18 protein-coding genes are annotated in these 18,509 nt (G+C 67.5%); 3 read left to right on the plus strand and 15 right to left on the minus strand.

The window, feature by feature from the left end; translation table 11 throughout:
* The 6 genes from HMPREF3227_RS04840 to HMPREF3227_RS04865 form a co-directional block, all read right to left on the minus strand.
* The coding region (locus HMPREF3227_RS04840) for a hypothetical protein (protein WP_156452969.1) at positions 1 to 658 on the minus strand (658 nt) is incomplete at its 3' end.
* Between the two features lie 86 nt (positions 659 to 744).
* The gene (locus tag HMPREF3227_RS04845) at positions 745 to 1,758 is read right to left on the minus strand and encodes a threonine aldolase family protein (protein ID WP_066510739.1); all 1,014 of its coding nucleotides are present in this window, start codon (positions 1,756 to 1,758) and stop codon (positions 745 to 747) included.
* A gap of 9 nt (positions 1,759 to 1,767) precedes the next feature.
* Positions 1,768 to 3,039, minus strand: a complete 1,272-nt coding sequence (locus tag HMPREF3227_RS04850; protein WP_066484792.1) for an ABC transporter permease — start codon at positions 3,037 to 3,039, stop codon at positions 1,768 to 1,770.
* Entirely contained in the window at positions 3,036 to 3,707 is a 672-nt protein-coding gene (locus tag HMPREF3227_RS04855) for an ABC transporter ATP-binding protein (protein ID WP_066510742.1), read from the minus strand. The genes HMPREF3227_RS04850 and HMPREF3227_RS04855 overlap by 4 nt, the downstream gene beginning before the upstream one ends.
* Entirely contained in the window at positions 3,704 to 5,314 is a 1,611-nt protein-coding gene (locus HMPREF3227_RS04860) for a permuted SH3 domain-containing protein (RefSeq protein WP_066484801.1), read from the minus strand. Before HMPREF3227_RS04860 ends, HMPREF3227_RS04855 begins: the two co-directional genes overlap by 4 nt.
* Positions 5,314 to 6,327, minus strand: coding sequence for a PspC domain-containing protein (locus HMPREF3227_RS04865; protein WP_066510745.1), 1,014 nt, complete (start codon positions 6,325 to 6,327; stop codon positions 5,314 to 5,316). Before HMPREF3227_RS04865 ends, HMPREF3227_RS04860 begins: the two co-directional genes overlap by 1 nt.
* 112 nt (positions 6,328 to 6,439) lie before the next feature.
* On the opposite strand from HMPREF3227_RS04865, the gene HMPREF3227_RS04870 reads away from it, so the two are divergent.
* Together HMPREF3227_RS04870 and HMPREF3227_RS04875 are read left to right on the plus strand one after the other, a co-directional pair.
* Positions 6,440 to 7,585: an ATP-binding protein gene (locus HMPREF3227_RS04870; protein WP_066484805.1), complete on the plus strand. Its 1,146-nt coding sequence runs from the start codon at positions 6,440 to 6,442 to the stop codon at positions 7,583 to 7,585.
* A gap of 2 nt (positions 7,586 to 7,587) precedes the next feature.
* Positions 7,588 to 8,241, plus strand: a complete 654-nt coding sequence (locus tag HMPREF3227_RS04875; RefSeq protein WP_066510748.1) for a LuxR C-terminal-related transcriptional regulator — start codon at positions 7,588 to 7,590, stop codon at positions 8,239 to 8,241.
* Positions 8,242 to 8,298: 57 nt separating this feature from the next.
* On the opposite strand, the gene HMPREF3227_RS13980 is transcribed toward HMPREF3227_RS04875, so the two are convergent.
* Genes HMPREF3227_RS13980 through HMPREF3227_RS04900 form a run of 6 tightly spaced genes read right to left on the minus strand, consistent with a single transcriptional unit; the run spans position 8,299 to position 14,818 of the window.
* Positions 8,299 to 8,469, minus strand: a complete 171-nt coding sequence (locus tag HMPREF3227_RS13980) for a PspC domain-containing protein (protein ID WP_082723168.1) — start codon at positions 8,467 to 8,469, stop codon at positions 8,299 to 8,301.
* A gap of 51 nt (positions 8,470 to 8,520) precedes the next feature.
* On the minus strand, positions 8,521 to 9,756 hold the full coding sequence (locus HMPREF3227_RS04880; RefSeq protein ID WP_066484809.1) for an alkylhydroperoxidase domain protein: 1,236 nt from the start codon (positions 9,754 to 9,756) through the stop codon (positions 8,521 to 8,523).
* Between the two features lie 13 nt (positions 9,757 to 9,769).
* Complete coding sequence (locus tag HMPREF3227_RS04885) at positions 9,770 to 11,380, minus strand: dipeptide ABC transporter ATP-binding protein (RefSeq protein ID WP_066510754.1); 1,611 nt, start codon at positions 11,378 to 11,380, stop codon at positions 9,770 to 9,772.
* Positions 11,377 to 12,198, minus strand: a complete 822-nt coding sequence (locus HMPREF3227_RS04890; protein WP_066484813.1) for an ABC transporter permease — start codon at positions 12,196 to 12,198, stop codon at positions 11,377 to 11,379. Before HMPREF3227_RS04890 ends, HMPREF3227_RS04885 begins: the two co-directional genes overlap by 4 nt.
* Positions 12,198 to 13,166, minus strand: coding sequence for an ABC transporter permease (locus HMPREF3227_RS04895; protein WP_066510756.1), 969 nt, complete (start codon positions 13,164 to 13,166; stop codon positions 12,198 to 12,200). The genes HMPREF3227_RS04890 and HMPREF3227_RS04895 overlap by 1 nt, the downstream gene beginning before the upstream one ends.
* Positions 13,166 to 14,818, minus strand: a complete 1,653-nt coding sequence (locus HMPREF3227_RS04900) for a TIGR04028 family ABC transporter substrate-binding protein (RefSeq protein ID WP_066510758.1) — start codon at positions 14,816 to 14,818, stop codon at positions 13,166 to 13,168. Before HMPREF3227_RS04900 ends, HMPREF3227_RS04895 begins: the two co-directional genes overlap by 1 nt.
* Positions 14,819 to 14,923: 105 nt before the next feature.
* On the opposite strand from HMPREF3227_RS04900, the gene HMPREF3227_RS04905 reads away from it, so the two are divergent.
* On the plus strand, positions 14,924 to 16,837 hold the full coding sequence (locus tag HMPREF3227_RS04905; protein WP_231724970.1) for an FAD/NAD(P)-binding protein: 1,914 nt from the start codon (positions 14,924 to 14,926) through the stop codon (positions 16,835 to 16,837).
* Here the strand turns inward: HMPREF3227_RS04905 and HMPREF3227_RS04910 are convergent.
* The 3 genes from HMPREF3227_RS04910 to HMPREF3227_RS13985 form a co-directional block, all read right to left on the minus strand.
* Entirely contained in the window at positions 16,834 to 17,511 is a 678-nt protein-coding gene (locus tag HMPREF3227_RS04910) for an SDR family oxidoreductase (RefSeq protein ID WP_066484822.1), read from the minus strand. The genes HMPREF3227_RS04905 and HMPREF3227_RS04910 overlap by 4 nt on opposite strands.
* Positions 17,512 to 17,521: 10 nt before the next feature.
* Positions 17,522 to 17,779, minus strand: coding sequence for a hypothetical protein (locus HMPREF3227_RS04915; protein ID WP_141628582.1), 258 nt, complete (start codon positions 17,777 to 17,779; stop codon positions 17,522 to 17,524).
* Between the two features lie 290 nt (positions 17,780 to 18,069).
* Positions 18,070 to 18,270 (minus strand): aldo/keto reductase, encoded by a 201-nt coding sequence (locus HMPREF3227_RS13985; protein WP_329601855.1) that lies wholly within the window; start codon positions 18,268 to 18,270, stop codon positions 18,070 to 18,072.
* Positions 18,271 to 18,509 lie beyond the last annotated feature (239 nt).

An 18,509-nucleotide genomic window follows, 5' to 3' on the forward strand; every position in this document is an offset into this window, starting at 1 on the left:
ACTCGCTCACCAGCGTGACGTAGCCGACCTCCGCGAGCTTCTCCTGCGCAAGCAGACGAGCCGGGCGCACTGTCCCATCCGTGGCACGAATGAGCTTTTCTCCCTTGAGGTATTCCTCGTGCTCATCGAGACGAATAACCACATGCGCAGCACGCGCCGGTGCCTGAATTTGCTCTCCGCCAGCGACAAACTGTTTGAACCCGTCAAGCAGGTTATCGCCGGGCAGCGCGCCGAGCATATCCATCAGCCACGGATCCTGGGTGTTAATCACCAAACGGTGCCAACCGTCTTTGCCATAGGTATGGCGGGCAGACTCCACGCGGGTCTTCGGCTTGGCAAGTGCCGCGCCGACCTCATCAAGCTTGGTCTCCGCGGTCCCACACAAGGTGACGCGGGCAGCGTTGGGGTCCTCGCAGCGCGCGGCGAGCACCTCAATCCGGGCGAGCACGCGCAGGGAATGGCCAGCAGCGCGGGCGGCCTTGCGGGCCTCAGCAATGCCTTTAGGCTTAGCGCGCCAATAAACGGCAGCCAGCGGCTGAACAAACTTGGCATCGGCAAGCGTCAGGCCGCGGTCGCGCAACTGGGCGACGGTGAGGCCGGCGGCTTCCTTGAGAGAATCGACGCCGAGAGCAAGAGCATCGAAGATCGAGACGGTCATGCCACGGAGGTTAAGGAGGCATCGGAAAGCCTGCAACCGATTGCCCAATGCATTTGTCGAACAGGGGTATTCGAACAGGGGTAGACCTAGAGTTGGGCGATGGAGGCACAGAGCGCGTCGACGTCCTCGTCGCGCGTGGACCAGGACGTGCAAAAACGCACGGCGCGTAGGCCGTCGTGTTCCTCGAAGAACTGGCAGACGTAGTCCTCGGACAGCGCAGCCTCCTGCTCGGGTGTGAGGAGTGCGAACTGCTGGTTGGTGGGTGAGTCGAAGAGCAGCCGAATGCCGACGGAGGCGAAGGCGGCGGCTATGCGCTGGGCTTGTTCGTTGGCATGCGCCGTAATTGCCTCGTAGAGGCTGTCGGTGAAGAGGGCCTCGAACTGCGCGCCGAGCAGCCAGCCCTTGGCCAGCAGCCCGGAGTTCTGCTTCATCGCGTTGCGGAAGTAGGGGTGCGGGGTGGCGAAGACGATGGCTTCGCCGAAAGCGGCGCCGCATTTGGTGCCGCCGATGGTAAACACGTCCGCGAGACGCGCGAGGTCCGGCAGCGTGACGTCGGAGGCGGCGAGGCCATAGCCGAGGCGCGCGCCGTCGACGAAGAGCGTGAGCCCGAACTCATCGCACACGGAGCGCAACGCGGCGAGCTCAGAACGTGAGTACACGGTGCCGTATTCGGTGGGTTGCGAGATATAGACCATCGCGGGCTCGACGGCGTGCTCGAGGACGCCGGAGCCGCGGTACTCCTCGACGAGCGCAGCGACCTGTGCGGCCGTGATCTTGCCCAGCGCTGAGGGTAGCGTCAGGATTTTGTGGCCCGCGTGCTCGACGGAACCGGTCTCGTGGGTATTGATGTGGCCGGTATCGGCGGAGATAACGCCCTGCCACGGCCGCAGCAGGGAGGCGATGGCAGTCGTGTTGACCTGCGTGCCGCCCACCATGAAGTGCACGTCTGCGGCGGGCGCGGCACACGCGTTACGGATGAGCGACGCGGCGCGGGCGGAGTGCTCGTCGAGACCGTAGCCCGCATGTGATCCCGGCGCGGCGAGGGCCGCGAGGACGGCGGGATGGGCAGTTTCGTTGTAGTCGTTGCCGAAATGAATCATGCAGCCAGGCTACTCGTAGCGCAGCGCCTCAATCGGGTCGAGTTTTGCCGCCTTGCCCGCGGGGTAGTAGCCGAAGAAGAGCCCGATGGCGAGCGCGAAGAGCAGCGAGACCACAATCGCGCCGAGCGGCGGGAACACGAAGTAGCCCATGAGTGAGGATCCAATCATGCCCGCCACAGCGCCGAGCACCACGCCGATGAGCCCGCCGATGAGACACACGATGATGGCCTCCGTCACGAACTGCAGGCGGATGTCACGCCGCCGCGCGCCGAGCGCCTTGCGCACGCCAATCTCGCGCGTGCGCTCCGTGACGGTAATCAGCATGATGTTCATAACGCCGATGCCGCCGACGAGCAGCGAGATCCCGCCGATAGCCGCAATCGCCGCGGACAACGCCGTGAGCAGCTGGTTGAGGCTCGCCAGGTCCTTGCTAAAGTCGGTGACCTCGACGCGGTAGTCCTCGTTGTCGGCGTACATCGAGTCGAAGGCCGCTTGGAGCCGTGCGCCGAGCGCGGCCTTGTCTGTGCCGGCCGCCGCGCGGATGGACACGGAGGAAAAGGCCTCGCCGGCTAAGGGGGCATCGGAAAGCTGGGCAGCGAGGGGATAGGGCACGAGCGCGTGTTCGGGCCCGCCGCCACCGATGAGCGCGCCGGTGGCGGGGCTGTCGTAGACGCCGATGACCGTGAGTTCCAGATCCGTGCCGTCGAGCGGGGCAAAATTCAGCGTCTGGCCCACCGGGTCGGCGTCGCCGAAGAGCTCGGTGGCGGTCGCGGCGGAGAGCATGGTCACGGCACGGTCGGCTGCGATGTCGTCGTCCGTGAGTGCGCGGCCGGTGCGGACGGTGAACTGCGAGGCCGTCACGTAGTCCGGGTTGGTGGGTTGCACCATCACCGCTGAGCTTTCCGATGCCCCTTCGGGCGTCAGGTCGCCCGGATGCGTGTCGTATTCGCCGATGATGACGCCCTCGACGTCCGGCGCGAGCGCCGTGCGCACCTGCTCGAGCTGTTCGGGGGTGAGGAGGGAGTCGGGGTCGTCGACGGAGGACTCGACGTAATAGTCGGTCTCGCCTTCGTCGGTGCGTTCCTTGACCTGGACCTGGAAGTTATTGGCGCCGACCTTGTCGAGGTCAGAGGTGAACTGGCCCTTGAGCGCGGAGCCGAGGGTGAGGATCGCGATGACGGCGGCAATGCCGATGATGACGCCCAACAGCGTGAGTAGCGAGCGCATCTTGTTGGTGCGCAGCGAGGTGAGCGCCATGCGCAGGGATTCGGTGAGATTCATTTCAGCACTCCGTCCGTCATGGTTACGGTGCGCGAGCACTCGGCGGCGAGTTCTGGGTTGTGGGTGATAAACACGATGGAGGTGCCACGCTCGCGGTTGAGCTCGTGGAAGAGGTCCATGACCAGGCGGCCGGTCTGGGAGTCAAGGGCACCGGTGGGCTCGTCGGCGAGGATGACCTCCGGGTTGTTGGCGAGCGCGCGGGCGATGGCGACGCGTTGCTTCTGGCCGCCGGAGAGTTCGTTGGGCAGGTGGCTGGCGCGCTCGGACATGCCGACGAGGTCGAGGAGCTCGGCGGCGCGGCGGGCGCGCTCGCGGCGGGGCACACCGGCGTAGACCATGGGCATCTCCACGTTGGCAAGCGCGGTGATGCGGCCGATGAGGTTGAAGTTCTGGAAGACGAAGCCGAGCTTGTCGGCGCGCAGGCGGGCGAGCGCGTCATCGTCGTAGGCGGAGACGTCCTCGCCGTCGAGGAAGTACTCGCCTGCGGTGGGGCGGTCGAGCAGCCCAATGATGTTCATGAGCGTGGATTTGCCGGAGCCGGACTGGCCGATGACGGCGACGAACTCGCCGGGCTCCATCGAGAAGTCGCAGCCGGGCAGGACGGTGATTTCGGCGTCGGTGCCCTCGTTAAAGCGCTTGACGATGCCCCGCATGTCGATGAGGCTCATTTCTCTCCGCTCGCTGCGTCGGGCAGGTATGCCTGCTGACCTACGTCGCCTTCGTGGGCCGCGCCCTGGGTAAGCACGCGGTCGCCGCGGTGGAGGCCTTCGGTCACGGCGGCCTCGAAATCGGTGCGGGTGCCCAGTTTCACGTCGCGGCGCTCGATGGTGCCGGAGTCGGAAACGACGAGCACGGCTTTGTCGCCGTCGATGAGTGCGCTGAGCGGCACCGTGAGCGCGTCTTTGTCCTCGTGCGTGACGACCTTGACCTTCGCGGTGGAGCCCAGGCGTAGGCCCTCGCGGTTGCCGTCCACGCGGACCTCGATGGGGAACTCGGCTTTCGCAGAGCCGGAGCCGGCGGGCGCGGCGGCTGCGGCGCCGGAGGAGGCGGCATCGTCAGGCGCTGCGGGGGAGGCGGCGACGGGCGAGATGAAGGACACGGTGCCCGTGTATTCCTTGTGCGGCTGGCTGGGGGAGGTGAAGGTTACGTGGTCGCCGACCTGGATGTCCGCGATGTCGGCCTCCTTGACCGTGGCCTTGACGAGCAGCATGGAGTCGTCCGCGACGCTGAGCAGCGGGCCTTCGGCGGGGCGGCCCTGCTGGGCGGTGACAGTCGTGACCACGCCGCTTAGTGGCGAGAGGAGCTGGGCGCCGGAGATGTCGAACTCGAGCTTCGCGTTGGCCTCCTCGGCGGCGACGCGGGTGCCCGCGGCGGACTTGAGGGCGTGGTCGACAGCCTGGGATTGCGCGTCGACTTGCTGTTGGGCGCTGAGCTCGGCGGCGCGCTGGGCGAGCTGGGCATCGGAAAGCTGGGCGTAGGCGGCGTTGGCGGCGCGCTGTTTGGCACCGACCTCGCGGTCGACGGCCTCGAGCGCGCGGGCGTAGGACTCCTCGGCGTGGTCGAGCTGGGTCTGCGCGTCGCTCACCGCGTGGTCGGCCTCGGTCCACTGGACGAGTGCAGTGGCCATGGTCGTGCCGGGGACCTCGCCCTCGTTCGTCGCGCCGAGCGAGGCGAGCGCGGCTTGGAGCGATGCGTTATTCGCGGTGCGCAGCCCGGCGCGGGCCGTGTCGACCGCGGCGGCGGCTTCGGCGACGGAAGGATCTGCGGCGGCGCGGGACTCGGCGACGGCCTGCTGCGCGTCGTCGAAGCTGTGCTGCGCGGTGCCCACGGAGGCGCGGGCGGCGTTGACCTCGCCGTTGAGGCCTTGAGCCAGCGCGTCCTGGAGCTGGGTGAGCTCGAGCTGCGCGGCCTCGACCTGATTGAACGCGCCGATTTCTTCCGCGGCCTGAGCGGCACGCTGACTGTGGAGTTCGCGTTCGGCGGCAGACGTGTCGAAGGAGGCGAGGACCTGGTTGGCCGTGACGCGCTGGCCGACCTTCGCGTCGAGCGTGACGATGGGCCCAGACTGCGTCGTGGCGAGCGAGACCTCGCGGACGGGTGCGATCGAGCCCGTGGCGGGCACGGACTGCGTGATGTCCTTCGCCGCGACGGTCGTGACATCGGCGGCGGTGAGCACCACGCCGTCGGGGCCGACGGCGAGGTAGTAGGCGCCGCCACCGCCCGCAGCGAGGACGGCGAGGGCGGTGGCGGTGAGGGCGATAGTCTTCTTTTTCATTACTCGTGGATAGTTGTAGTGCCAATTTCGTTGTCGATAATCACAGTCAACTTAGCACCTGCGTCCTTGCGCGGCGTGCAATTGCTCGTGCCGAGTCCGGTATCACATTCAATGGCGATGGGCGTCTTCTTCGGAAGGTAGACATCGATGCTGCCCACGCCGTTATCGATGGTGAGCGTGCGGGGCTTATCGAGCGTGAGCTCGCGCAGGTCGACGGTCATGGAGCCCACGCCGTTGGAGTAGGTGTCTGGCAGGTCCGCGGCGTCGCGCACGGTATAGGTGACCGAGCCCGCGTGGTTCTTCGTGTTCTCTTCGGACGCGGCCATTGTCAACATAAATGAGATGCCCACGACGACAGCGGCGCTCACGGCGACCGTCGCGATGAGACCCTCGTGGGATTTCTTCTTGGGTGCGGGGGCGGGCGCGGGGTCTGGCAGGTCCCAGGCCTCGGGCACGGTGCCGAGAGGGTCCCACGCCGGCGGGGTCTGGCGGCCAGGCGGGAAGGGGTAGCCCTCGACCGGCGTGAAGACCGACATGTCAGGGCCCGGTGCGGTCTCCCGCGCGGTGGCGAGCAGACCCGCCGGCGGGACGGGCTGATGGCGGTGCAGGCCGTACCACGCGGCGGCCGCGAGGACAACAATGACCAGGGTGGACACCATCTGCCGGTCGTCAAAGAAGCGGCCGAGGCCAACAGCGATGATAAGCAGGATGAGCAGTGAAATTCCCAGGCCGGACTCGGACTTGGGGCCATCCTGTTTACCAAAGAGGTCCTGGATGGGCGCGGTGGACTTGCCGTAGAGCGGCATGCACGCCCACACCAGCACGTAGAGGGCGAGGCCGCCGCCGAGGACGAGCGCGGTGACGACGAAGGCCACGCGCACGAGGGTGGGGTCTACTTGGTAGCGCGCGCCGATGCCTTCGCAGACGCCGGCGATCTTGGCATTGCCGCCCTGAGAGCTCGGGATGCGGGGCGGGCGCGTTGCCCACATCTCGTTGAGAGTCGCGGTGTTCATGTCTTTATCGTCGCCCACGGTTCGTGCAAGAGCTATCGGGGAACGCCCTGATTTTTAAAGTTCAGGGTTTACCCCGATCCGCGCCAGGGAGGCGCGTGCGAAGATAAAACGCATGACTTCTCCCTATGCGCCGCGCGAGGTCCAGCCCGCCTACCCGCGCCTGTCCCGCCCGCAGGACGGCCGCGTCGTGGCGGGCGTGGCTGCAGGGCTCGCGGGGCACCTCGGCGTCGATGTGCTCTTTGTGCGTCTGGCGTTCACTGCGCTGTGCGCCCTGGGCGGCCTGGGCGCGTTCCTCTACGCCGGCGTCTGGGTAGCCACCAAGCCTGCCGATGCCCCCGCCCCCACCTCGCGCTTTGACTTCCGCGCCCATTGGCTGCTGGTCCTTGCCGCCGTCTTGGCCGTCGGGCTCGGCATGAGCGCGGGAGGCCTGCTCATTCCGCTGGTCATCGTCGGTGCCGGTGCGCTGATTACCTGGCAGGCCTACGACCGCGGCCTGGGCTCCGTGACGAATAAGGTCAGCGTGGGGGCGGGCGGCGTGCTCGTGCTGGCCGGCGTGGTCATTACCGTCGCGCGGTGGAACGGCGGGACGGACTTTGGGCCAGCGTTGGCCGCGGTGCTGCTCACGGTGGTCGGTTTCGGTGCGCTCGTCGTGCCGCTCGTGCTGAAGCTGTGGCGGCAGGTGGCGGACGAGGGCGCGGAGAAGGCGGCATCGGAAGCACGGGCGGACATGGCGGCGCAGCTGCATGACTCGGTGTTACAGACCTTGGCGCTCATTCAAAAACGGGCGGAGGACCCGGAGGAGGTCGCGCGCTTGGCGCGCGGGCAGGAGCGCGAGCTGCGCGCGTGGCTCTTTGACTCGCCGTCGGCGGCGCCAGCGACTGTCTTCGGCGCGCTCGCCGTGGCGTGCGGCGAGGTCGAGGACCTCTTCCCGGTGCGAATTGCGCCGGTGACGGTGGGCGAGGACGTGGAGCTCACCGAGGCGACGAAGCTTGCGGTGCAGGCCGCGCGCGAGGCGATGGTCAACGCGGGCAAGCACGCGGGGGTGGACACGGTGGACGTGTATGCAGAAAATCTGGCTGGTGAGCTCGCGATTTTTGTGCGCGACCGCGGCGCGGGCTTCGACATGGATGCGGTAGCGGAGGACCGGCATGGGATTCGGGATTCCGTCTGCGCGCGCATGGAGGCCGCTGGGGGCACCGCGCGGGTGAACTCGCGTCCGGGAGAGGGCACAGAGGTGGAGCTCACGGTAGCTTTGTAGCCATGGTTGCTGTTTTCCTCGTCGATGATCATTCTGTCTTCCGCGCCGGCGTGCGTGCGGAGCTGGCCGCCGCGGGGGATATCGAGGTCGTGGGCGACGCGGGCACGGTCGCCGAGGCGGTCGCCGGGATTGAGTCGGCGCACCCGGACGTGGTGCTGCTCGACGTGCATATGCCGGACGGCGGCGGGTTGGCCGTGCTGCGTGGCGCCTCGGGACCGGTGTACTTGGCGCTGAGTGTTTCGGACGCGGCGGAGGACGTCATCGCGCTCATCCGCGCCGGCGCTCGGGGCTACGTGACGAAGAGTATTTCAGGTCCGGAGCTGGCCGCGGCCGTGCGCCGGGTGCATGAGGGGGATGCGTATTTCTCGCCGCGGCTGGCGGGGTTCGTGCTCGATGCGTTCGCATCGGGTGCGCCTGCCGAGTCGAAGCCCGGCGCGCCGGACGAATCCGTGGACCCGGCGGTTGACGCGCTCACACGGCGCGAGCTCGAGGTGCTGCGGCTGCTCGCGCGCGGTTACACGTATCGCGAAATCGGCGAGCGTCTCTTTATCTCGGTGAAGACGGTGGAGACGCACGCGTCGAATATTTTGCGCAAGACGCAGCAGTCGAACCGCTATCAGCTCACGCGCTGGGCCGCGGACCGCGACTTGGCCTAGCGGGGGCGCACGGTGCCGATGCCACTCTCTCCGTGATCCCGGAGAGGGGTGCCGAGCTCACCACGAGGATGAACGCGATGAGGAGCGCAATGCCGTGGCCGCCGCCATGAAGTATGCGCGCACCACGGTGGGATCGAGATCGTAGCGCTGCGCGATGCCTGCGCAGACGCTGGCGATTTTTGTGTTACTGCCCGCGGGTGGCTCACATCCGGCTGAGCGTGGAGGTATTGTCCCTCCTGCTCAGGAGGGATAAAAGGGAATGAGATGTGATGTGTGCGCTTAGCGGAAGCGCGCGGGTAGCTCCGCCGTGCCGAGAGTGAGCATGAGGCGGTTGGCCCAGTTGAAGAAGGACGCGGCGTTGACGACGTCGAGGATGGCGATATCGTTGAGGCCGGCGGCGCGCAGGGCGCTGACGTGTTCCTGTCCGAAGGCGAGAGGCGTCGCGGTGAGCGCGAGGGCGGCGCGGCGGATGGCGTCCCAGAGCTCGGAGCCGAGGTCGGCCTCGATGCCCTCGAAGAGGAGGCGGTCGACGGCGGCGCGGTCGCCGCCTTCCTCGACGGTGCGGCCCTGGTGGACCGAGGCGCAGTACTCGCAGCCGTTGAAGCGCGAGACGACGGTGGCGGCGAGCTCGCGCTCGGCGCGGGGGAGGCCGCCTTCGACGTTGTAGAAGATGTCGAAGTCGGTGAGCGTGCGGGCCTTGAGCGCGGCGGCGTCGCGGGCGAGCAGGCGGAAGTAGGCGGACTTGGCGCGCTCGGGCTTGATGAGCGCGTCGCGTTGCTCTGCGGTGAGCTCGTCCTCGTCGAGCGCGGCGATCCAGGGGACCCAGCCGAGGGAGTGGTTGACGAAGCTGTCTGGGCGCACGACGTCCTCGGCCGTGTTGATACCCGCGACGGGCTGCCAGTCCGGGGCGGACGTGGGGCGCGGGTTCGGTGCGGCAGGCGCGGCCGGCGCGTGGCCGGCGAGGACCGCGGCGCCGTGGGCGACGCGCAGCTGGAAGGCCTCGAAGGCGACGAGCTGGGACAGCGAGACGACGGTGTCGGCGTCCCAGCCCGCGGCGTAGAGATGGCCGAGCGCGGCGGGTGAGGCGTCCTTGGGATGGAAGGTGAGCAGGTGCGCGTAGTCGAGCGCGGCGGCGAGGCGCGCGCCGAGTGCCGCGGCGTTGTGGAGTGCGAAAGCGGGCGCGGCGGGGCCTGCGATATAGGGGCCTTGCGTGCGGCCGGCGGCGATGGCGGCCTCGACGGGGGCGACGAGCTCTTCGGACTCGTCGGCTAGCAGATCGAGGTAGAAGCTGCCGCCGGCGTGCGTGAGGCCCGCGACGAAGGCGGCGACGGCGTAGCGCTCGGCATAGGTGAACGTGCCGGGCTCGGCGGGCTCGAGGAGGGCCTCGAAGCTGGCCTGCGCGTTGGAGACGGCGTCGGGGCGCGCGGAGCGGGCGGTCGCGATAGCGGCGGCAGCGCCGGTCGCGGTGTCGGACTCGGATTCGAGGCCGGCGAGGAGGTTGATGATGTCAGACATGTCTGGTCCTTTCTTAGAGCCCCAGATTGAGGTCGCCGGCGCGGTAGCGCTGGCCTGGGATGGCGTCGATGAGCTCGCGGGTAAACGGGCTGGCCGGGTGGGCGAAGACTTCGCGGGTGGTGCCGGATTCGAGTTGCTTGCCGTGGCGCAGGACGGAGACGGTGTCCGAAATCTGCGAGACGACGGCGAGGTCGTGCGAGATGAAAATATACGTGAGGTCGAGCTCGCGTTGCAGGCGGTCGAGCAGGCGCAGGATCTGGGCCTGGACGGTGACGTCGAGAGCGGAAACGGCCTCGTCGAGGATGACGAGCTCCGGCTCGACGATCATGGCGCGGGCGATGGCGACGCGCTGGCGCTGGCCGCCGGAGAGCTCACGGGGACGGCGCTCGGCAAACTGTGGGTCGAGGGCGACGAGGTCGAGGAACTCGCGGGCCTTCGTGCGGGCGGCGGACTTCGAGGCTCCTGTGAAGTTACGCAGCGGCTCGGCAATGATATCGCCGATGGACATGCGCGGGTTCAGCGAGGAGTACGGATTCTGGTAGACGAGCTGGATGCCACGGCGCAGCTCCTTGAGCTCAGCCTTCGAGTGCTGCGCCGTGACATCGTGGCCGCCGACGGTCACGGTGCCGAAGCTGGCTTGCTCGAACATGGAGATGATGCGGCCGGTGGTTGTCTTGCCGGAGCCGGATTCGCCCACGATGGCGTGGGTCGTGCCGCGGGCGACGTCGAAGCTCACGTGGTCGACGGCCGTGAAGTCGCCGAAGGTGCGCGTGAGGTCGCGGACCTGCACCAAGGTTTCCGATGCCGCCATCTTGCGCGGCGACGTAAAGGACTCGGGGTGGCGGTCGACGTCGGCGACGGTGAGGGAGGGGGCATCGGCAAGCAGGCGGCGCGAGTAGGGGTGCTGCGGGTCGGCGAAGACGCGTGCGGCGAGGCCTTCTTCGCGGACCTCGCCCTCTTCCATGACGACGATGCGGTTGGCGCGGTCGCCAGCCACGGACAGGTCGTGCGTGATGAAGAGGATGCCCAGGCCGAGCTCGCGGCGCATGTCGTCGAGGAGATCGAGGATGGTCTTCTGGACGGTGACGTCAAGGGCAGAGGTGGGCTCGTCAGCCACGATGAGGTCGGGCTCGAGGGCGAGCGCGGCGGCGATGAGCACGCGCTGCTTCATGCCGCCGGAGAGCTCGTGCGGGTATTGGCCGTAGCGGCGCTCGGGGTCGTCGATTCCGACGCGGGCGAGCCAGTCGAGGGCGGTGGCGCGCAGGTTTTGCGTGCGGCCGTGAATGCGCAGGCCTTCCTCGATGGAGTGGCCGATGGTCTTCAGCGGATTGAGTGAGTTGTTGGGATCCTGGGGGATGAGCCCGACGCGGGCGCCGCGCAGGGCGCGCCATTGCTTGTGCGTGAAGTGTGTGACGTCCTGGCCGTCGAAGGTGATGCGGCCGGAGTCGATGCGTGCGTTGGCCGAGTTGAGGCCGAGCGCGGACATGGCGGTGGTGGTCTTGCCGGAGCCGGACTCGCCGACGATGGCGGTCATCTCGCCGGGTTCGACGTGCAGGCTAATGCCCTGGACGGCGGGTTTATCGCCGTAGGAGACCGAAAGGTCTTCGATAGTGAGCAGCGTCATGCGCGGGCTCCTTCGCGGTTCTGGAGGCGTTGGGACAGGTAGTTGGCGCTCATCACGACGGCAACGATGGCCAGGCCGGGCAGGATGATGAGCCACCAGGAGGTGGCCATGAAGTCGCGTCCCTCGGCGATGATGAGGCCCCACTCCGGCGTGGGCGGCGGGGCGCCGTAGCCGAGGAAGCCCAAAATGGACAGCTGGAGGATGGCGGTGCCGAACTGCAGGGTGGCCAGGGCCAGGACAGGCGTGAGCGAGTTGGGCAGCACGTGGCGGGCGAGCACCTGCGCGGTGGTGGCGCCGGAGCCGTAGGCGGCCTCGACGAACTCGGAGTTGGCGACCGTCATGACCTGCGAGCGCGCGAGGCGGGCGAAGGCGGCGACGGTGGTCATACCGACGGCGAAGGCGGCCTGCAGTGAGCCGAAGCCGAGCAGGATGATGATTGACAGCGACAGCAGGATGCCGGGGATGGACAGCAGGACGTCGACGACGCGCATGAGCACGGTGTCGACCCAGCCGCGCAGCGTGCCGGCGAGAAGGCCGAGCAGCGTGCCGAGGACGAGGCCCACGGCGACGGCGATGAGCGCGCCGAGGAGCGACTGGCGGGCGCCGAAGATAACGCGGGCGAGCACGTCGCGGCCCACGGCGTCCGTGCCGAACCAGTGCGCGGAGTTCGGGGCCTGGAGGGCGACATCTGTGCCGGAGTACGGATCCGCGGAGGTGAACACGCCGGGGAAGAGCGCCCAGGCGAAGGCGACCACGAGGATGACCGCGGAGAGGACCACTGGGAGGACCACGGGGACAGTGGTGGTAAAGCGACGCATTAGGCGGTCCTTTCAAGCTGGGCGGAGGTGGAGGGGGCATCGGAAAGCGGGCGCTCGCGCAGGCGGACGTCGAGGACGGGGTAGAGCAGGTCGACGACGAGGTTGATGAGCACGTAGGCCGTGGCGGCGATGATGACGATGGCGAGCAGGACCGGGGTGTCGCGGTTGGAGACCGCCTGGACAGTGAGGTAGCCCAGGCCGGGGCGACCGAAGACGGTCTCGGTGACGACGGCGCCGCCCACGAGCTCGCCGAAGAGGAGGCCCACCATGGTGAGCGCGGGGAGGAGCGAGTTGCGCAGGATATTGCGCCAGAAGACCCAGGACTCGGAGGCGCCGCGGGCGCGGACGACCTGGACGAAGGTCATGGCGCGGGTGTCGTCGATGGACCGGATGAGCACCTGAGTGAGGGGTGCGGCCATGGGCACGGCGAGGGTGAGCGTGGGCAGGATGAGGCCCTCGAAGGGGCTCGGGTCGATGACGCGGACCCAGCCGAGTTTGAAGGAGAAGAACTGCAGCAGGAGGATGGCGATCCAGAAGCCCGGCAGGGAGACCATGAACGACGGCAGGGCACGGAAGAAGCCGCCCACGGCGGGGACCGTTGTGGCGAGGAACGCGAAGGCGAGCGCGACGACGATGGCCAGGGCGATGGAGCTCGCGGCGAGCGCGAGCGTGTGCGGCAGTGCGGTGGCGACCATGGAGCTCACGGCGGTGCCGGTCTGCGTGGAGATGCCGAAGTTGCCCGTGACGAAGCCGGCGAGCGAGGTGAGGTACTGCGTGAGCAGGGGCTTGTCGATGCCCATCTCCTCGCGGATGCCGTCAATCTCGGCCTGGGAGAGGCCCAGGGCCGGGTCGCCGAAGCGGGCCATGACGCCGTCAGAGGGCAGGGCCGAGAGCAGGAGGAAGGCGACGGTGAAGGTGATGAACAGGACGAGGACGGCCTGTCCGATGCGGCGTGCGATGTGGGCCATTACTGGGCCTCCTTGGCGGCGTGGTCGATGTAGGCCTCGTAGAACCAGGGACGCGCGACGGCCTCGGGGCTAAATCCCTTGAGGTAGGGCGCGACGGCGTAGACAACGGGTTCTTCGAAGAGCGGCAGGGAGTAGGACTGCTCGGTGATGTAGTCCTGGACGTCCTCGGTGGCCTGTTTGCGCTCGGCGTCGGCGGGCGCGGAGATGACCGTGGTGAGCAGGTCCTCGAGGTGCTGGTCGATGGGGTTGCCCTTGGCGTCCTGGTTGAGGAAGGCGTCGCGGTTGGTGACCGAGTACAGCGAGTGGATGGCGTCGTAATCCGCGCGGCCGACCATGGAGTGATAGACCTGGATTTTGTCGATGTCCTTGGCATCCGCGTTCTGCGTGGCTTGGTCGCCGGCGTTGATGAGCCATTCGATGCCGAGCTCGCGCATGTCTTCCTGGACCATGGTCTGGACCTCCTTGGAGCGCGGTTGCGGCAGGGCGGGGTTGACGCGCAGGGTGAGGCGTTGGCCGTCCTTGACGCGGATGCCGTCTTCGCCGGGGACCCAGCCAGCCTCGTCGAGGAGCGCCGTGGCGTGTTCGGGGTCGTAGGAGTAGGCGGCGGACTGGTCCTTGTAGCCCAGACCGGTCGCGGCGACGGTGGACGTGGCCAGGGGGTAGGTGGGCGAGAAGAGGATGCGCATGATCTCTTCGCGGTTGATGCCATTCATGATCGCGTCGCGCACCCGCTTGTCCTTGAGGATGGGGTGGTTGAAGCGGAAGGCGAGCTGGTTATTCATCGAGTTAGTGCCGCGGGCGATGATGTTGATGCCCTGGGCCTCGAGCTGCTTTTCCACGGGTGCGGAGACCTGGCGGGCGATCTGTGCTTGGTCGGAGACGAGCGCGCCGGCGCGGGTGGATTCCTCCGCGGCGAGGCGGTAGTGGATGCCATCGAGACGAGCGCGGCCCTGGTGGCGGGCGGCGGGCGGGGCCCAGTTGTAATCGTCGCGCGCGGTGAGGTCGAGGGCGGTGTTGAGCGTCTCGCCTGTGATGACGAAGGGACCGGAGCCGATGACGGCCTCGGCGTTGCCGGGGGCAAAACCCTCGTTGTCGAGCTGCAGCGTGGAGTCGGCGACGAGGCCCGCGTTGTAACCGGCGGTGGCCTGGGCGAAGCCGGGCGAGGGCGCCGAGAAGTAGAACTTCACGGTGTCGTCATCGACGACCTCTCCGTGGTCGTAGTTCGTAATCTGCTCCGAGGAGTTGAGCGTGCGCGACTTATCGCCCTTGCCGTAGAGGTCGAAGTTCGCGACGACGTTTTCGGCCGTGAGCGGCGTGCCGTCAGAGTACGTAACATCGGTGCGGATGTTGAAGGTGTACTCCGTGGCGTCCGCGTTGATCTTAGGCAGGTCGGTGGCGATCCACGGGGAGAGCTGAAGCGTTTCCGGATCTTGGTAGAGCAGGCGGTCGGTGACCTGGTTGACCACGCCGCCGTTGGGGTAAAAGCCTGCGGCCGGCGGATAAAGCGTCCTAAACATTTGGGGCTCGAGGTAGGTAATCCAATTCTCGTCGGTAGACGCCGACGATGAGGATGGAGACGCGCAGCTCGTCACCGCCCCGGCGAGGGCGAGAGCCAGCGCGGCGGCGAGCGTCGCACGGAAGGGAGATTTCACGGTTTTCCTTTAGCGTTGAAGTTTAACGAGAGTGAACAGTACACCACGGTGGACGATTTTGTCTCATCTTTACATACTGATCTGTCTAGTAGTACTGTCAACGAGGTGACTGATAATAAAATTCCTTCCGCCGCTCCGGCGATTGCGATCGTGGGCGCGGGTCCGCGCGGCGTCTCGCTCGTCGAGCGCCTGGGTGCCTACCTGCGCGAGCCTGCCTACGCGGGACGTGCGGTGGAGCTCCACATCATCGATGACGCTCAGGTTGGCTCCGGCCGCATCTGGAACACGGAACAGACCCGTACGCTGTGCATGAACACGCTGGCCGGCGCCGTGACGCTCTTTACCGAGCCGGGCTCCACGGTGGGTGCGCCGGTGCTTGAAGGCCCTACGATGTTCGAGTGGATTCAGGCGCTGCGCGGCGAGGAAATTCCGGCCGCGAAGGCCGCGCTCGTGGAGCGTTACCCCGCGCACGTACCGGATGAATTTAAAGCCGAGCTGGATGCCACTGTGCCGGAGTCGAACCCGTCGCGCGCGCTCTACGGCGAGTACATCGCGTGGGTCTTCGAGGTCGCGCTGGGCGAGCTGCCGGAGACGGCGACGGTGGAGCGCCACGCAGCCCGCGCGGTGCGCCTGACTGAGAGCGACGGCGTGGACGGCATCGAGCTCTCCGACGGCACGCGCATTGAAGCCGCGACAACCGTCATAGCCTCGGGCTGGACGACGCCTGCGCTGAACGCGGAGGAGCGCGCGCTCGCGGCTGCGGAGATTGAGTGGGTCGCGCCGGCCAACCCGGTGGAGCAGAACCTGAGCGCCGTGCCTGCGGGCGAGGACGTGCTCGTGCGTGGCTTGGGCATGGGCTTCTTCGACGTCATGGCGCGCCTCACCATGGACCGCGGCGGCCGCTTCATTGAGGATGACTCGGCGCGCGCCGGGCTGCGCTACATCGCATCCGGCCGCGAGCCGCGCCTTATCGTCTCCTCGGGCCGCGGCTACCCGTACTTGCCGAAGAGCGAGTATCACTCGCTGCCGCCCAAGGCGAACCTTGAGCGCCTGCGTACGACCATCGCGGATAACCAGGTGGAGGCGGGCTCCAACTCGCTCAACTTTGGCCGAGTGCTGTGGCCGGCGCTCGTGCGCGATGCGTTTGCGGAGTACTACCGCACGCTCGCCGAGGTACGCCCCGAGGCGCTCACCGTCCCGCTCGCCGAGATTCTCGCGACCATTGACGAGGACCTGCCCGTCGACCAGTTCGACGCGACGGTCACCCCGGCCGCGCTCGAGGCCAAGCTTGGCCGTGCCACCTCCGAGCCCTTTGTTCTTACCGACTGGTTCTACCCGCTCGCCGGCACCGAAGGCATGACGCGCGAGGAGCTCACCGCACATATTGCAACGGGCATGGAACGCGACATCGCGGAGGCCGTCGCCGCGCGTCGCTCGCCGCTCAAGGCGGGCCTGTGGGCGATCTCTGCGGGCCGCAAGCCCTCGTCCATCGCAGGCTCGAATGGACGGTTCTGCTGGGACTCGCGCTCGGGATCCTTCAACCAGTTCATGGCGCTAGGGCAGATGGTGGGCTCGGGCCCGCCGCTGTTCCGTACGCGTGAGCTCCTCGCGCTCGTCGATGCCGGGCTGGTCACGTTTCTCGGCGCACGCCCAGCCTTGGCGCTCGCCGACGGTGAGGTGACGCTCACGGCGGGGACGAAGGCGGCATCGGCAAGCGTGCTCATTGATGCGTGGATGCACGGCCCGGACGTGCGGCACCGCGCGGACCCGCTCACGCTGTCGCTGGGGGAGCGCGTGCGGCCGTTCGTGGATGACGGGCAGGAGACCGGTTCGCCGGAGACGACGCACGAGCGCCGGACCGTGCACGCGGACGGCGCGGTGGACGAGCGCCTGCACGTCGTGGGCATTCCGACGTACGCGCAGTGGCCGGATACGACGATTTCGCCGATGCCGGGCACAGACCCGCTCATGCTGCAGGAAACCGACCGCACCGCGGCGGACCTGCTCGCGCTTATTTAGTCGCGGCCGAGGGCGGCGCGCTGCGCGAGCTCGAGGCGCGGGCGGACCTGGACCTCGGTGAGTTGGGTCGTGGGGCCGGCGTCGACGACGGCGCGGATGGCGCGGGCGACCTCGACCGGCGCGATGACGTGTTCCGGGTTGTAATCCTGCAGGCCCTGCAACATGGGTGTGTCCGTGGGGCCGGGCGCCACGGTGGAGACGCGAATATCGGGCTCGGCGAGGCGCAGGCCATCCGCGAGGGCGTAGAGCGCGTGCTTCGTTGCGGCATAGATGACGTTGTCTGCATAGGAGTGACGGCCCGCGCCCGAGTTGATGAAGACCACGGTACCGCCCGCTGCGCGCAGAGCAGGCAGGAGCAGGCGGGTGACCTCGGCGGGGGCGTGAACGTTGAGATCCATCTGCGCGCGCCAGTCCGCGGGGCGGGCCGAGTCGACCGAGAAGTGCTCGGCGCGGGCGGCGGCGTGGACGAGGACGTCGACGCGCTCGAGCTCCGGCAGCGGGAGGTCCTCGATATCGGCGACTAAGTCGATGGCGACGGGCGTGATGTTGTCGAGGCCCTCGAGCGCCTCGGCACGACGGCCCAGCGCGTAGACGTGGTGGGTGCGGGCCAAGTCCGCGATGATTTCGCGGCCCATGCCGCCGGTGGCTCCGGTTACTACTGCGATTTTATCCATGCGTACAACCCTAGCGGCGTGCGACCGCCGCGGCGCCATGTTCGAGCAACTGGCCGGACAGCTTCAGCAGCCTGGGCAGGGGCATCGCCTTGCCTGTAGTGACCCAGTGCCGGTCAAGGCCCACGGAGCTCGACACCATGAAATTGTTGACCATGGCCTGCTCCGCGGCGGGCAGATGCGCGAAAGGATTGAAGTGCTCTCGGTTATGCCGCAGGTTCGCCGCGTTCACCCGGTGCGCGAGCTCCGCTCCGGTCGAGGGCGCGACCAACGAAGGGCTCGAGCCGGTCGCGGATGCGGAGTACGACGCGCTCTAAAACCGCATGCAAAAGGCGCGCTTCCCGTTGCGGGAAGCACGCCTTTGAGCGTGTGAACTAGGCCTCGCGGTGAGCGGCGGCCTTGTCGAAGACAGGAAAGAAGCCGTCCTCGCCGTAGTTCTCGAGCGGCGGCAGGTTGTTGAGGGTTTCCATGTCGGCGTCCGAAATCTCGAACTCGACGTCGGCGTTGGAGTCGATGCGCTCGTGGTCGCGGACTTGGGCAGGGAGATAAGCCCCAGCTTATTTAGGGACTCGGTAATCGACGCGAGGGCGGTGTTGTGGTCTTTGATCTCGCCCTGGATCTTGGTGGTGACACAAAGTTCTTCGCGCGGGCGATGCTACGGCCTACACCCGCCTCGTTGCCGTACGCCTGTGCGGTGTCGATGTGGCGGTAACCGTGTGCGATGGCGTGGTAGACGGGCTCGACGACAGCGTCGTCATCGATAAGTCAGGTGCCTAGTTCGAGCTGGGGATGGTGTGATTGTCGTTGAGTGTGAGCGTCTGGTCGAACATGGGTGTATTCTGCGCTGAGGAACGGGGAACCGCATGACGCTGAGCATGCTTTTCGAACAGTAGTTTGCACATGTCGGGCGGGTGAATAAACTGTGTTGCGTGACTGGATCAGGTGTTCGAAAGCTCGGCGAGGACAAAGCGTCCCGCGTCGCGGCTTTGCGCGCCCAGGTT

The organism is Corynebacterium sp. CMW7794, assembly GCF_001563605.1.
In the GTDB taxonomy this organism is placed as follows: Bacteria; Actinomycetota; Actinomycetes; order Mycobacteriales; family Mycobacteriaceae; genus Corynebacterium; species Corynebacterium phoceense.

Coding starts and splice junctions, on each gene's coding strand:
- HMPREF3227_RS04855 (WP_066510742.1), bottom strand. CDS start 3,707: ATGAGCCTCATCGACATGCGGGGCATCGTCAAGCGCTTTAACGAGGGC.
- HMPREF3227_RS04910 (WP_066484822.1), bottom strand. CDS start 17,511: ATGGATAAAATCGCAGTAGTAACCGGAGCCACCGGCGGCATGGGCCGC.
- HMPREF3227_RS04890 (WP_066484813.1), bottom strand. CDS start 12,198: ATGCGTCGCTTTACCACCACTGTCCCCGTGGTCCTCCCAGTGGTCCTC.
- HMPREF3227_RS04885 (WP_066510754.1), bottom strand. CDS start 11,380: ATGACGCTGCTCACTATCGAAGACCTTTCGGTCTCCTACGGCGATAAA.
- HMPREF3227_RS04875 (WP_066510748.1), top strand. CDS start 7,588: ATGGTTGCTGTTTTCCTCGTCGATGATCATTCTGTCTTCCGCGCCGGC.
- HMPREF3227_RS04865 (WP_066510745.1), bottom strand. CDS start 6,327: ATGAACACCGCGACTCTCAACGAGATGTGGGCAACGCGCCCGCCCCGC.
- HMPREF3227_RS04850 (WP_066484792.1), bottom strand. CDS start 3,039: ATGAATCTCACCGAATCCCTGCGCATGGCGCTCACCTCGCTGCGCACC.
- HMPREF3227_RS04895 (WP_066510756.1), bottom strand. CDS start 13,166: ATGGCCCACATCGCACGCCGCATCGGACAGGCCGTCCTCGTCCTGTTC.
- HMPREF3227_RS04845 (WP_066510739.1), bottom strand. CDS start 1,758: ATGATTCATTTCGGCAACGACTACAACGAAACTGCCCATCCCGCCGTC.
- HMPREF3227_RS04870 (WP_066484805.1), top strand. CDS start 6,440: ATGACTTCTCCCTATGCGCCGCGCGAGGTCCAGCCCGCCTACCCGCGC.
- HMPREF3227_RS04880 (WP_066484809.1), bottom strand. CDS start 9,756: ATGTCTGACATCATCAACCTCCTCGCCGGCCTCGAATCCGAGTCCGAC.
- HMPREF3227_RS04860 (WP_066484801.1), bottom strand. CDS start 5,314: ATGAAAAAGAAGACTATCGCCCTCACCGCCACCGCCCTCGCCGTCCTC.